The sequence below is a fragment of the Vibrio ruber DSM 16370 genome (assembly GCF_900163965.1).
GTDB lineage: Bacteria > Pseudomonadota > Gammaproteobacteria > Enterobacterales > Vibrionaceae > Vibrio > Vibrio ruber.
This window is the reverse complement of record NZ_FULE01000008.1, coordinates 71,291-86,117: the sequence shown is the minus strand read 5'-3', so window position 1 is coordinate 86,117 and position 14,827 is coordinate 71,291. Positions and strand designations below refer to the sequence as shown.

Annotated in this window: 11 protein-coding genes; 5 read left to right on the top strand and 6 right to left on the bottom strand. The window is 48.4% G+C overall.

The annotated features are described in order from the left end of the window. Positions 1-72: 72 nt before the first annotated feature. A complete protein-coding gene (gene cra / locus VR7878_RS02275) occupies positions 73-1,068 on the bottom strand; it encodes a catabolite repressor/activator (RefSeq protein ID WP_077333036.1) in 996 nt (331 codons plus the stop codon). Between the two features lie 356 nt (positions 1,069-1,424). Here cra and fruB point away from each other — a divergent pair, with 356 nt between their 5' ends. The 3 genes from fruB to fruA are packed head-to-tail and all read left to right on the top strand — an operon-like array spanning position 1,425 to position 5,283. Further along, positions 1,425-2,561 (top strand): fused PTS fructose transporter subunit IIA/HPr protein, encoded by a 1,137-nt coding sequence (fruB, locus tag VR7878_RS02270; protein ID WP_077333034.1) that lies wholly within the window; start codon positions 1,425-1,427, stop codon positions 2,559-2,561. A 9-nt stretch (positions 2,562-2,570) separates the two neighbouring features. Continuing rightward, entirely contained in the window at positions 2,571-3,524 is a 954-nt protein-coding gene (gene pfkB, locus VR7878_RS02265) for a 1-phosphofructokinase (RefSeq protein WP_077333032.1), read from the top strand. Between the two features lie 22 nt (positions 3,525-3,546). Continuing rightward, positions 3,547-5,283, top strand: a complete 1,737-nt coding sequence (gene fruA, locus VR7878_RS02260) for a PTS fructose transporter subunit IIBC (RefSeq protein WP_077333030.1) — start codon at positions 3,547-3,549, stop codon at positions 5,281-5,283. 306 nt (positions 5,284-5,589) lie between these two features. Here the strand turns inward: fruA and VR7878_RS02255 are convergent, their stop codons facing one another. The 3 genes from VR7878_RS02255 to VR7878_RS02245 form a co-directional block, all read right to left on the bottom strand. Then, a complete protein-coding gene (locus VR7878_RS02255) occupies positions 5,590-7,098 on the bottom strand; it encodes an endo-1,4-beta-xylanase (protein ID WP_077333028.1) in 1,509 nt (502 codons plus the stop codon). Positions 7,099-7,478: 380 nt separating this feature from the next. Beyond that, on the bottom strand, positions 7,479-8,198 hold the full coding sequence (locus VR7878_RS02250; RefSeq protein ID WP_159440418.1) for a putative ATP-dependent zinc protease: 720 nt from the start codon (positions 8,196-8,198) through the stop codon (positions 7,479-7,481). A 222-nt stretch (positions 8,199-8,420) separates the two neighbouring features. Further along, positions 8,421-9,578 carry a glycerate kinase gene (locus tag VR7878_RS02245; protein ID WP_077333024.1) on the bottom strand — a complete coding sequence of 386 codons (1,158 nt, stop codon included), beginning with the start codon at positions 9,576-9,578 and terminating at the stop codon, positions 8,421-8,423. Between the two features lie 467 nt (positions 9,579-10,045). Between VR7878_RS02245 and VR7878_RS02240 the strand changes: the two genes are divergently transcribed. Further along, positions 10,046-10,228 (top strand): hypothetical protein, encoded by a 183-nt coding sequence (locus VR7878_RS02240; RefSeq protein WP_077333022.1) that lies wholly within the window; start codon positions 10,046-10,048, stop codon positions 10,226-10,228. A gap of 118 nt (positions 10,229-10,346) precedes the next feature. Here the strand turns inward: VR7878_RS02240 and VR7878_RS02235 are convergent, their stop codons facing one another. After that, on the bottom strand, positions 10,347-11,042 hold the full coding sequence (locus VR7878_RS02235) for a TetR/AcrR family transcriptional regulator (RefSeq protein WP_205409404.1): 696 nt from the start codon (positions 11,040-11,042) through the stop codon (positions 10,347-10,349). 2 nt (positions 11,043-11,044) lie between these two features. Here VR7878_RS02235 and VR7878_RS02230 point away from each other — a divergent pair, with 2 nt between their 5' ends. Beyond that, entirely contained in the window at positions 11,045-13,081 is a 2,037-nt protein-coding gene (locus VR7878_RS02230) for an NADPH-dependent 2,4-dienoyl-CoA reductase (RefSeq protein ID WP_077333020.1), read from the top strand. Positions 13,082-13,108: 27 nt separating this feature from the next. On the opposite strand, the gene VR7878_RS02225 is transcribed toward VR7878_RS02230, so the two are convergent. Continuing rightward, positions 13,109-14,818 carry a putative bifunctional diguanylate cyclase/phosphodiesterase gene (locus VR7878_RS02225; protein ID WP_077333018.1) on the bottom strand — a complete coding sequence of 570 codons (1,710 nt, stop codon included), beginning with the start codon at positions 14,816-14,818 and terminating at the stop codon, positions 13,109-13,111. Positions 14,819-14,827: the final 9 nt, after the last annotated feature.

Sequence of the window (14,827 nt, the reverse complement as noted above, 5' to 3'; positions counted from 1 at the left end):
TGTACCTGTATCAGGATAACCTTGTGCCAGATGGTCACCCGACTTACATCAACCACGTCATGATTTACGCCATCATGACAGGCTTGGATTGCGACGCACAGTTAACTTCCGCGGAACCAACTCAATCCCGGGCTGATGACGTTTGGCTGTTGCATTTAAAGCGACGGCCAGCGCACTGTCGGCAATCAGTTCAAACTGCTGTGGTAAGGAGTTAATTTTCAGCGGTAAAAAGTCCAGTAGCCGGTTATCCCCGAAGGTTGCCAGGCGGATGTTGTCCATCAGCTGCGGGTGTTCCAGCAGGACATCCAAAATCCCTTCCAGCAAGGTATATGAGGTCGAGACAATGGCTTCCGGCACGGTGCCTTTATCCACCCATCCGGAGAAGACTCTCTTTCCTTCTTCACGGTTAAAGTGATTGCCGTACCCTTCTAAAATCTGAATTCCTCTGTTTTTCACCGCCGCTTCAAACCCCAACTGACGATCAGTAGAAATACTCAGCTCCGGCAACGCGCCAATCAAACCAATCGACTGAAGCTGATCATCGAGCACCGATTCGGTCAGCTCCAAGGCAGCACTATAATCTTCACTGACGACACAAGCGAAAAACTCATCATCTAACGGGCGGTCAATGGCAATGACCGGTGTCCCGGCTTGCTGCAGCCCGTAATAGAATTCACTGGCATTGGGAATTGAGCTGGCAACAAACAGTGCATCGATCCGGCGAGCAATCAGTGTATTGGCGACGGATATTTCAGTTTCAGGATTGTCATCTGAGCAGGCAATGAGGATTTGATATCCCGCTTGTCTGGAATTTTGTTCCAGTAATTTAGATAAACGTGCATAACTGGTGTTCTCCAAATCCGGGATAATTAAGCCGAATGACCGACTGTTCCCGGCACGCAGAGCAGAAGCAGTATGATCGGGACGGTAATTATGCGCATTTACCACATCCATAACTTTCAACTGGGTCTTTTCACTGATGCGATACTTTTGTGCTTTTCCATTGATCACATAACTTGCAGTGGTTTTAGACACGCCCGCTAATTTGGCAATTTCATCTAGTGTCATATCGCTACTCTTTTTAGTGTGCGTCGGATCATAGAAATAAAAATTAAGATCCTCAATAGGATTGAACTATATGCTGAATCGATTCACTATAAAAGCTGAAAGGATTCAGCAAAATTCAAAAATGATAGCGAAATCTAGTTTTTTGGACTATTTATTAGATGACTTCAATATTATGAGCCACGTGAAGTGATTTTTGCTGACTTTTTTTAAATAGAAACTGAACCGATTCAGCTATTTTACTAATAAAACGATTGTGCCGACACTCGGGATAAGATCCCCGACCAGAAACTCCACCAAAGAGCTATCGGATGTGTCCGCACTCAAAGCGCCAAATAAGGCAATGAAAGGGGCCAAACATGCTGCAACTCACTCCTAATGACATCCACTTAGGACAGTCTCAATCGAACAAACAAGATGCGATTCGCGCGATTGCTGCCCATCTGAGTGAAAAAGGACTTGTCGATACGGGTTACGTCGATGGAATGCTCAACCGGGAAGCACAAAATTCAACATTCCTCGGTAATGGTATTGCCATTCCCCACGGAACAACCGACACCCGCTCTTTAGTCAAAGAAACCGGTGTCGCGGTGCATCATTTTCCTCAGGGTGTTGACTGGGGCGATGGCAACACCGTTTATGTTGCCATCGGGATTGCCGCCAAATCTGATGAACATCTCGGCATTCTGAAACAACTGACCAAAGTGCTGTCAGCCGATGGTGTTGAGCAAAAATTGCAACAGGCAACGCAAGCGCAGGAAATCATCGCCCTGCTCAATGGTGACGTTCAGTTTGAAGCTGACTTTGATGACTCACTGATTCAACTGCAATTCCCGGCAACCGATATGACACCGCTGACAGCCGTAGCCAGTGGCCTGCTGAAAAACAAAGGGTGTGTCAGCAGCGATTTTGTTGCAGACGTGATCGCCAAAGAAGCAACGCCACTCGGTGGCGGGCTGTGGCTCACCAGTAGCAATCGTGGTGTTACCCGCACCGGTCTGGCATTCATTACTGCCAGCGATGCTTTTGACGTACAAGGACAGCCGGTTAAAGGACTGCTTGTGGTTGCAGCTTGCAATGGTGCACATCAGCCACTGATGCAAAAAATCACTGACATTGTGTTCCAGAAAAAACAAGACACCCTATTTACCAGTGACAAGCAGGCAGTTCTGGCGGCATTCGGTTTAGCCGAATCAACACCGGCAGGCGCAGATAACGACGCCAACACTGCGGTTTTCCAAGTGAAAAATGCTCATGGCCTGCACGCGCGTCCGGGAGCGATGCTGGTGGCGGAAGCGAAGAAATTTGAATCTGACATCAAAGTCGCCAACCTCGACGGTGATGGGAAAGCAGTCAATGCCAAGAGTTTGATGAAAGTCATCGCACTGGGCGTGAAATGCGGACACAGACTTGAATTTACCGCCAACGGCGCTGATGCCAGCCAGGCTATTGAAGCACTGGGTGCGGCAATTAATGCCGGTTTAGGCGAACAGTAAGGGAGCATTATGACGAACCGAGTAGTCACCATTACACTCAACCCGGCACTGGATCTGACGGGCAGCCTTGACACCTTGCAGGTTGGTTCTGTCAGTCTGGTAAATCAAGGCTCGCTTCATGCCGCAGGAAAAGGGGTCAACGTCGCTCAGGTACTCAGTGACCTGGGTGCTGAAGTAACAGTGACCGGTTTTCTGGGCAAAGACAATCAAGATATCTTTTGTCAGTTATTTGAAGCCATGGGTGCAACGGATGAATTCATCCGTGTTGACGGAGCAACCCGAATCAACGTCAAGCTGGTTGAAACTTCCGGTGAAGTCAGCGATATCAACTTCCCCGGTGTTGAAGTGTCATCACAAGCCATTGACGAATTTGAAAAAACGTTGTTCCGTCTGGCCGAAGACCACGAATATTTCGTTCTGGCGGGCAGTTTACCGCAAGGCGTTTCACCTCAGCTGTGTGCATCCTGGATCGAGAAACTGCACCAACTGGGTAAAAAAGTGTTGTTCGACAGCAGCCGTGACGCGCTTGCTGCCGGTCTGAATGCGCATCCTTGGCTGATTAAACCCAATGATGAAGAACTGTCTCATTTCGTCGGCAGACCGCTTGAGTCTGCGGCCGAATGCCAGCAAGCAGCGAGTGAACTCGCCGCAAAAGATATTGAGAATATCGTCGTCTCAATGGGTGCAAACGGGGTGATGTGGCTTAACAACAATCAATGGCTACATGCAAAACCACCGCGGATGAATGTCGTCAGTACCGTCGGCGCCGGGGATACACTGGTTGCCGGGCTGTGCTGGGGACACATGCAGTCCATGAAGAAGGAGGAACTACTTACCTTTGCAACGGCACTATCTGCACTAGCAGTGAGTCAGGTGGGTGTCGGTGTCGCCGATATCCAAGAGTTAAACACCCTACAACAGCAGATCCAATTACAACCGTATAGCCCTGAGGCTAGTAATTAAGGACAACAATAAGGTCGTAACTATGAAAATTGCCATTATTACCGCGTGCCCGAGCGGCGTCGCAAATAGTATTCTCGCTGCCGGTCTGTTAGAGCAAGCAGCAAAGTCTCTGAATTGGTCAGCAACGGTTGAATGTCACTCTTCCGTTGTCGATGGCTATACCCTCACCGATGCCGATATTGCTGAAGCTGAGCTGGTTGTCATTGCTGCCAATACACCTGTTGATACCACCCGTTTCGTTGGCAAAAAAGTTTACCAAAGCGATATTGCCGCATGTACAGCGGATCCGACCGCTTATCTGAAAACAGCCGCGGAGCAGGCACAAGTCCTTGATAAAGCGCAGCCTGTCGCGACTGTGTCAGCGCCATCAGCCGGTACAGCCAAGAAAATCGTTGCGATTACGGCCTGTCCTACCGGGGTTGCACACACATTTATGGCTGCGGAAGCACTGGAAAATACCGCGCAAGCGATGGGTCACCAGATTAAAGTGGAAACCCGCGGTTCGGTCGGTGCAAAAAACCAGCTGACAGCCGAAGATATTGCCGCGGCTGATCTCGTTATCATCGCCGCTGATATTGAAGTCGCACTGGATCGTTTCAACGGTAAAAAACTCTACCGGACCAAAACCGGCCCGGCACTGAAGAAAACGAAAGAAGAGATCGAAAAAGCATTCGTTCAGGCAACTGTCTATCAAGGGTCTGCCGGTTCCAGTGAAGCGGCAACCGAAGAGAAAAAAGGGGTTTATAAACACCTGATGACAGGCGTATCACATATGCTGCCGGTGGTTGTTGCCGGTGGTTTGATCATCGCACTGTCATTTGTTTTCGGGATTGAAGCCTTTAAAGAAGAAGGCACACTTGCTGCGGCACTGATGAAAATCGGTGGCGGTTCAGCATTTGCTCTGATGATTCCGGTTCTGGCAGGTTACATTGCCTTCTCGATTGCCGATCGTCCCGGACTTGCTCCCGGCCTAGTCGGTGGTATGTTAGCCAGCTCGATTGGTTCTGGTTTCCTTGGTGGGATTGTTGCCGGTTTCATCGCCGGTTATACAGCTAAACTGATCGCAGATAAAGTGCAGCTGCCTCAGTCAATGGAAGCTTTAAAACCGATTCTGATCATCCCATTCTTAGCCACACTGGCAACGGGTTTGATCATGATTTATATCGTGGGTACGCCTGTTGCGAATATCATGGCAGCGATGACCTCATTCCTTGAAAACATGGGATCAGGCAACGCGATTCTGCTGGGTATTATTCTCGGTGCAATGATGTGCTTTGACTTGGGTGGCCCGGTCAACAAAGCAGCCTATACCTTCGGTGTGGGTCTGCTGGCTTCTCAACAGTACCTGCCAATGGCTGCAATCATGGCTGCCGGTATGGTGCCTGCACTCGGTATGGGTGTTGCAACCTTTATTGCCAAAAGCAAATTTGAGAAAAGTGAACAAGAAGCCGGTAAAGCATCATTCGTGCTGGGTCTGTGCTTCATCTCAGAAGGTGCGATTCCATTTGCAGCTAAAGACCCAATGCGCGTTATCCCGGCTTGTATGGCAGGTGGTGCAGTGACAGGCGCATTGTCAATGCTGTTCGGTGCAAAACTGATGGCGCCTCACGGTGGTCTGTTCGTACTGTTGATTCCAAATGCAATTTCACCAGTGCTGATGTATCTGGTTGCTATCGCGGTTGGTACTGCAATCACCGGTATCGGTTATGCAATGCTCAAACCTCAGTTAGCTTTAGACAAAGCAAAAGCAGTCTCCTAAATCTCCCGGTGCACTCTATTGCACCATGAAATACGGTTTGCCAGTGGGAATCATCCCACTGGCTTTTTTATATTCGACGCTCAACTATCAACCATAAGATGGGTCATGACGGATGTCACTATCGCGATGCTTCCTCCAAATGACCGGCAATAAATAACCGGATATAAATAACCCGCTACCAATCCCCAGATATGAAAAATCCCCTCAGACAAATGCCCGAGGGGATCGTCAATGTAGTAGATCAATACGCTCGTTCAACCACCGGTTCCAAATGGTGAACAGAACATATCTGCATCACTCCATTGATTATCGGCCTAAGTAGTTCATCAGCCAATTCATTGCCGGACGTGGTGATCCGTTATCATAAATCAGACCAGAGCCATCGACCCATGTTCTGCCGACAACATATCCCCACAACGTAATCCCAGCAACCGCATCAGAGTTATAGAATAACGGGAACTGTTGTCTCATGACATTCAGTTGTTCCTGATCATTCCCTCTGGCAACGTCATATTCAGAAATATAAATCGGTAGCCCTAACGCTGCGATCTTATTCAGATTTGCTTGCAATTGAGATACTGAGAAGTTTTCCAAACCATGTGCTTGTAGCCCGATTGCATCGACAACCCCAGCTTGTACGGCAGGTCTTGCCATCGCGATGAACTCATTTGTGTTCCAGCTTAACACGTTGTAATCGTTCAGAATCAATGTTGCATTCGGACAATATTTACGTGCCAGTTGGAATGACTTGATGATCCAATCATTACCAAAGGCTCTTCTGGCGTACTCAGCCGGCGCATGGCCCGGTGTTGCTTCGTTCACAACATCAATCATCGCAACATCAGGATAGCGATGACAGAAATCACGGATCCATTCTTCGATTTCGCCCGCCTGCTCAGATGGACTTAATCTATCCATCCAGGTCGGATACTGATTTCCCCAGACAAACGTATGCTGTTTAAACGGAATGTTATGCTGTTTCGCATAGTTATAAGAGGCATCAACCCCACTCCAGTTGTAAACATCACGCGTTCTTTCAACGGATCCCCATTTACCTTCATTTTCAGGTGTGATCTGATCCCAATATCTGGCGAAATCCCCGCGAACCTGACCAGAAGTGGTGATATTTCCGACGAATTTTTTACCGTTTCCGGGGTTACCAGGATCGCCGGGATCACCACCGCCAACATCTTCAACCGACATGTCATCTGCATAGTAACTGACTCTGCTATTGTCAGATTCAATGATGAAATGCTGGAACGGTGTGCCGGACTGGGTGTATGAACCTTTCAGCTCAGTCCACTGGTAGTCGGTGGCGCGTGCGCTTGCAATCCGGGTATATTCGTTAGTGGTCGAACTATCACTATCATCTGTCCGTTTACCAGTCAGGATAATGTTAGTACTCTGAGATCCCGGAGCCAGTCTGACCCAGACGGATACATTATACTTTTTACCATTGATTAATGGCGCAGGCTTAAATGTAATGCCATTCCAAGTCGCGTTGCGGTTTAAAATCTGTACACTTGCCGCACCACTATGACTTGCCTGATTGGTACGGGTGATATAACCACCAATCGATGACCAGTTAGTTAATCCATCTTCAACCCCACCATTATTTGCCAGTCCGGCAAATGACTCTGAAGCATAATATGCAGCAAAACCTGACGATGCCGTACTGACATCTGCTTCACTGCTGGCCATTGCCCCTGTAAATGGGATCATCAAGGCAGCGATAACTGTCAGAACTGGTGCAGCTTTGCCCCGGATCTGTCTCGTATTGAAACCTAGCCATTGTCGTTGTGTTCTTTCCTTCATGTTTTCTCCTTTGCGTTAAAACGCTGATATCGAGGTTTATCAGGCAGTTTCTCCACAAATGAAGAACAGCATGACAAACCACTCATATATAGATCCAAAATATAAATCAGATCGCATATAGCGTATCACCGAATTGAATTTAAGAGAGATAGCACTTCATTTTTTTGTTATTCTCGTCTATATATTTTTAAAACGAAATATCAATTTGTGATCGTGTCGTTGAATTGAAGTCTTCTATTGGATAAAGAGCTAAACTGGCGTGTTACAAGGATAGTTTTGATAAAAAATGGCCTCAGAAATCAAAATATCTGAGGCCATTGAGTAATAGGTCATATCAAATGCTTGTTTTTAAACCATCATTTTATTTTTTATTCATATTATTAGTGAAAAAACTCAATAAGCTGAGCGGTTTCATGCGACGCCATATCCCGGAAAAAGCTTTGTCCGATCCTGACGGGGTAACGACTCTGCTGCGCAGCATCGACCAACATAAATTCAGTTCGCTCTTTGATCGCTTGACCAAATTCAACCCACGTCACCACCACCGCATGTCGTTCATCGGCCGTATGTGTTTTGCCTGATGCGGTATTCATCCAACGCATGATCGGTAAACTGACGGAAGCGCTTTTACGCTGACCCGACTGCATACTGAACTGAACCCAGTCCTGACCACTGCGTTGAAAATAGCTGATATCCGTCACCGATAACCGGGATATTTCTGCATCCTGATCGAGCTGAGTCGGAAACTTTTCATCGATTCCCGGCAGGTAGGCCCAATCTTGCTGATCGGCTTTTGCCGGCTGAGGGGAAGATTCCTCGGTAACAGGGTTCATCTCCTGAGCCTCAACCAAAGCCGTTTTATTCTCGCGATCCGGCTCAACGGTCATCTTCTCGGGCATGTCACTCACACCAGCAGGGGTGCTCGATGTCTCCTGCGTTGCAACATCGCTTTGGGGCGCGAATTCATATCCATAAGATTGATCGATCTGCTGCATGACTTTTTCGCGTTCCGTATGGTTCGCCTCACGCGGGCTTGCCGATACTGACTCGCTTGTGACAGATCCCGTATTGCTACATCCCATCAGCCCACTCAACAGCATTAATATTATCCATGACTTCCATGGTCGTTTCATCCGATTCCCCCACGAGTATTGGGCCGCCAAACTTTATGCTGCCACCGAAATTCATCAATTGAATCACTTCGCTTGATGACGATCTATTTTTTACTTATCGATTTCTTACTAATCAAATTGTGGCGGTTTATAGGTAATTTTCAAGATGTTAGCTGATTTTTTGTCCTGAGAACCACAAATTTTTGCGCTTTATACCGACTCACTTGTGATCTGCCTGCCAGCAATGTGTACCAAACGAGCAATCTGAGTAGTGGTCTGCTCAAGGTGATGACTGGCCTGAGTCAATGCATCTTCAAGTGTCATCACTGATTGTACCGTACCAAAAGCGGCATCAATACCAACCTCACGGAGCTGCTGGTGGGTTGCCTTTACACTGCCGGCAATCGCAATCACCGGTTTCCCGTAACGTTTTGCAAGCCGGGCTATCCCAACCGGTACTTTGCCATTGAGACTCTGTGAATCAAGACATCCTTCACCGGTAATCACTAAATCGCAACGGGCAATCTCCGGTGCCAGATCCAATGCTTTGATCACCAGTTCAATCCCCGGGGACAATTGTGCATCGAGAAACGCCATCAGCGCGGCACCCACGCCACCGGCAGCCCCGGCTCCGGGCTGCGAGTCAACGGTTTTACCGAGCTGTCTTTCAATAACCCCGGCATAATTTGTCAAGGCTCTATCCAGCGCCCGTACCATTGCCGGTGTTGCACCTTTCTGTGGCCCATAAATCGCCGACGCCCCCGTCTCCCCGGTCAATGGATTCGTCACATCACAGGCCACCTCAATCTGACATGACTGCAAGCGTGAATCTAAACCGGAGAGATCAATCGAATCAAGCTGAGACAACATCGCTCCGCCGGGCGACAACTTTTGCCCTTGTGCATCAACAAACGATGCGCCCAAAGCCTGCATCATCCCGACACCACCATCATTGGTCGCACTACCACCAATGCCCAGCACCAGATGACGAACGCCCTCATCAAGTGCAGCCCGGATCAATTCTCCGGTGCCGAAACTTGTGGTCAGCAGCGGGTTACGTTGCTCAGTCGCCAGCAACGCCAATCCGCTGGCTGCCGCCATTTCGATAAATGCCGTTTGTCGATCGTGGCTCAGTCCCCACGCTGCATCAATAGTAACCCCAAGCGGGTTCTGAACCCGTGCGGTGATTTTTTGCCCTTGAGAAGCGCAGACCATTGCATCAACAAACCCTTCCCCGCCATCGGTAACCGGTTTGTGAATACACTCCGCCTCAGGGAAAACTTGCTGCCAGCTATGCGCTATAATCTCAGCCACCTCAACAGCACTCAGGCTCTCTTTAAATGAATCAGGGGCAATCACAATTCTCATTCATATCTCTCCACATTATCGATCATATGCTTCGGCCGTTTCATCAGTCTGCACCACCGCAACGACTTGACACAGGTAACAGGTCTGTCGCTGATAAGGACGCAGTACAGTTCAGTATATGACACCAGCAACTGCCATCACTCGGTGAGATCACGGATAGAGGTGATACTTTATGAACCATATTCAAAATTTGATAAGGAAAATCATCCTGACTTATCAGCACGCAAGGGAGGAACCGACTATCTCCGCTCACCTGATGTACTGTCAGGCACAATCACTCCATATTCAATAGCTATAGTAAGATAATCGAATGTAAGTATGATGTAATATTTACTAATGATATTAATAATCATTTTATCAAATTAATCTTTCACTTTTAGCTAATGAAGTAACAGTTCATTTACGCTACGTTTACTTTCAGGTTACTAAAAAAATTCAATAAAAACCGTTGTTGAGGAGAAGTAAATATGAAAGTTTTAGTTCAGTTTGATCAAAACGGAAAACACAGAGACCACGCATGGGAAGCGCCGATTTCCCATACCAAAGGTGAGTTGTTAGCCGTCAGTCCGATGCTTGCCGTTCAATTACTCAAAAATCATCAAGCTCATCTTTGTCTTAATGAATCCGGAGAGATTCTATTCAGCGCATAGCTCACATTTTATCGGTTGATTCCAATCGACTGAGTAATTTTTAGCAAAATTCCCCCACATGTTTGGGTGGCGCCACAGCCCAAGGCAATACCCAACATGTTTTTCTTCTGTCTCTGTTTCATTCCTCAGTTTTCGATGTCAGCAACATCCGAATCGCACAGTCACACATATCATCAATATGTTGACTATCGGCATACACGCCATCAATAACTAATCGCGCTAAACCGTGCATGGTACTCCAGATGACCTGTGCAAGGCGCACGGTAGCCTCAGCCTGAGGGAAAAGCCCCTGTTGCTGCCAGTGAGCGGTAATTTCCACCTGATACTGAAAACAGCGGTAGGCAATTTCTTTTAATGCAGGCGTCGCTTGCGCCTGTTTCCAGATCGCGCGGCCAAACATCAGCTCGTATGTTTCCGGTGTTGTGGTCGCATCATGAATATAGTGATAGAAGAAGCGGCGAAACGTCTCGTGGTGATCAGACTCAGCGCTTGCGATTAATTGACGGGTACGCTGATACCAGTGATGAAACCCCTGCTCAGCCAACGCGCAGAGTAATTCATTTTTATCCTGAAAATGGTGATATAACGCGGTTCGTGACACACCGACGTGGTCTGCCAGTTTACGTAGTGACAACCCTTCGATTCCGGTCTCTCCCAGCATGAGGCTGGCTGACTGCAACAGGCTTCGGCGCAAATCACCATGATGGTAGTTCAATTTTCTTGATTTCATACTCTGTAAATTAACATGAATCTTGACAGTGTCAAAATCATCGACAATATTGACACTGTCAGGCGAATCATTGAGGGACATCATTCATGACTGCATCGGCTCATCCGCGCTATCCACACTTATTCCAACCATTGGACTTAGGCTTTACCACCTTGAAAAACCGAGTGTTGATGGGGTCGATGCACACCGGATTAGAAGATATCCCCCACGGTGAAAAACGTCTTGCAGCTTACTACGCTGAACGCGCCAGAGGCGGGGTCGGCTTGATTGTGACCGGCGGTATCGGCCCGAATCCTGAAGGCGCCACCCATCCGCAGAGTCCCGGACTGACCAGCGCTGCACAGATTCAGGCACACCGGATGGTCACACAGGCGGTTCATGCCGAAGGCGGAAAAATCTGCCTGCAAATCCTGCACACCGGACGATATGCCTATAACCCCGCACTGGTCGCGCCCTCGGCGATTCAAGCACCGATTAACCGCTTCACACCGAAGGCTCTCGATGAGCAAGGCATTGAAAAACAGCTCAGTGACTTTGTGCAAACGGCACTGAATGCACAACAGGCCGGTTATGATGGTGTCGAAATCATGGGTTCAGAGGGCTATCTGCTGAATCAGTTTATTGCCACCCGCACCAACCAACGCGACGATCAGTGGGGAGGAAGCTATCACCAGCGTATCCGTTTCCCGCTGGAAGTGGTACGACGCGTCAGGGAAGCTGTCGGGCCGCATTTCATCCTCATCTATCGCCTTTCGATGCTGGATTTGGTTGAGAGGGGCTCAAGTGCCGCAGAAATCACCGAACTCGGTCAGGCCATCGAAGCTGCCGGAGCGACTTTGATCAATACCGGTATTGGCTGGCATGAGGCCAGAATCCCGACCATCGCAACCTGTGTCCCCCGGGCAGCGTTTACGTGGGTCACGAAACATTTTCGTCAGGCATTTAACATCCCGGTGATCACCACCAACCGGATTAATACTCCGGAAATGGCTGAAAACGTACTCGCCCGCGGAGATGCCGATATGGTTTCCATGGCGCGCCCTTTTCTGGCCGATCCCGAATTTGTTCACAAAGCCCGGCATGGTCGCAGTGATGAAATCAATACCTGTATCGGCTGTAATCAAGCGTGTCTCGACCATGTCTTTGTCGGTAAGATCGCCAGTTGCCTGGTCAACCCGTTTGCTTGTCATGAAACCGAATTGGTGGTCAGCCTCACGGCTCAGCCGAAGCGGATTGCGGTTATCGGTGCTGGACCGGCCGGGCTGGCCGCAGCGGTGACAGCGGCACGGCGCGGTCATCACGTCACCCTATACGATGCGTCTTCTGCAATCGGCGGCCAATTTAATATTGCCAAACAGATTCCGGGAAAATCAGAGTTTCACGAGACACTGCGCTATTTTCGTCGTCAACTTGAGTTGTTGCAGGTCGATATTCAGCTCAACAAACATGTTGATGTCGAACAACTCAATCAGTCGGATGCGGATGAGGTGATCATCGCAACAGGTGTCTCCCCCCGAACTCCCGCGATTGAGGGGATGAATCACTCGAAAGTGCTCAGTTATCTTGATGTCTTACGTGACCACGACCCTGTCGGCCAGCGAGTTGCGATCATCGGGGCCGGTGGGATTGGGTTTGATATCGCGGAATATCTGTCGCATGAAACGCACCAGACAGACCTGACGACACCCCGGACATTTATGCAGCAATGGGGGATTGATATGACACTCAAGGCTCGCGGTGGGATCGAAGGCGTTCAACCCCATATCCCAAAATCACCGCGCCAGATTTATCTGTTGCAGCGAAAAACCACCAAAGTCGGCGCTGAGTTAGGGAAAACCACCGGCTGGATTCACCGTACCAGCTTGCAGCAAAAAGGCGTCCGGATGATATCAGGCTGTGACTATTTGCGGATCGATGATGACGGGCTGTGGCTGCGTGTCAATCAGGAAGAGCAATGCCTTGACGTGGATCATGTGATCATTTGTGCCGGACAGGAGCCTTTACGCACTTTGACTGAGGGGCTGAATAAACCCTTTCATTTGATCGGCGGCGCTGATATCGCAGCCGAACTCGATGCTAAACGAGCCATTCATCAGGGCACCGTCACCGCGATGCAGATCTGATGTATTGCATCGCTCGTGTCCGGGTCGTTAAATCGTGCCCTGAAGCCAGATATTTTCGAACGCTTGTGCCGGAATAGGTTGTGAAAACAAATAACCTTGGAGTCGGTTCACATTCAGTGACTGGCAAAAGCTTTTTTGTGCTTCGGTTTCAATCCCTTCGGCTACGGTTTCGTATCCCAGTGAGTGAGCAAACGCACAAATGGCTCTGAGTAAAGTCCGCTGTTTCTCATCATCAGAACTTTGCACAAAGGATTTATCAATTTTCAAAATACTGAACGGGAACTGACTCAAGTGCGATAAAGAAGAGTACCCGGTTCCAAAGTCGTCCAATGAGAGTTTTACCCCGGTATCTGACAGGCTATTGAGCATTTCAATCGCACTGAGACTATTTTCCAGATGACTTTCCGTTAACTCCAGTTCAACGAGATCTGCAGGAATATTGTACTGTTTTAAACAGTTTTGTAGAAACTCCGACAATGCATGATCCTTTAACTGACGTGCGGAAAGGTTGACCGCAATAGAAAAGTGAATGTGCGTTCCCTGTGCAGCATCGACCCATTGGCTAAACTGGCGACAAGCGGCTTGAATCACCCAGCGGCCGATATCAATTATCAGGTCAGATTCTTCTGCAATCGGAATAAATTCATCGGGTTGTATGATGCCTAAATCGTGATGTTGCCAACGAATCAACGCTTCGACACCGACCAACTGTTCTGAGTGTGTATCCAACTGAGGTTGGAAAAACAGAATCAACTGATCGCCTTGAATCGCTTGCTTTAAGTCAAATTCCAGTTGCATCCGCGATACCATTTTTTGATGAAAATCGTGGGAATAATACTGAACGCGGTTGCGACCAAGCTCTTTAGCGCGATACATCGCGACGTCGGCACATTTCATCAACCCCGTCGCATCCGTCGCACATAACGGGTAAGTCGCGACCCCGATACTTGCGGTGACAGCGACAGTTTGCCCCTGAATTATCATCGGTTTTTCTAAAGATTTTAAGATGCGATCAGCCAGTAACCGGACATGCTCAAGCTGCGGCAGGTCATAAACGAGAATTGCAAATTCATCCCCGCCTAAACGGCACAGTTTGTCACTTTTGCGGATCGGATTTTCCAGACGCCGGGCAATCTCCTGAAGCAGGCTGTCACCCGCTTGATGGCCAAGTACATCATTGATTTTTTTGAAATTATCCAAGTCTAACAGCATCAGTACCAGTTGCTCACCACTGCGCGAATTTTTGGTAATTGCATCCCGTAGTGCTTCATCAAAAAAATATCGATTGCGTAACCCGGTCAAACTATCACGCTCAGCAATATAGCGTAACCGCTCATGGCTCTCCCGAACCTGCTGTTCGAGTGAGTGACGCTCTTGTGAAATTAAAATCGCACGTTTCAAGCGTGACGCGGTTATTTCACTTTTCATCACAAAATCTTGCGCACCGGCTTCAATGCAGGACAACGCCAGATTTTCATCATTACTATGGCTCAGCATGACAATTGCGGTGGAGTAGTCGTTTCCCCCACGGATTTCACGTAATATTTCAATACCGTTTGAAGGCGGAATCTGATAATCGAGTAAAATGATGTCATAGCCGTTCTCAGCCGCGCAACGAATACCATCGGTGGCAGTATCAGCCTGATCAATTTTATCTAAACTCAATTCTGACTGGCGCAAAGTTCTTATGGCAGACATCCGATCAACCGCGTCATCATCAATAATCAAAATATCCATAAAACTCCT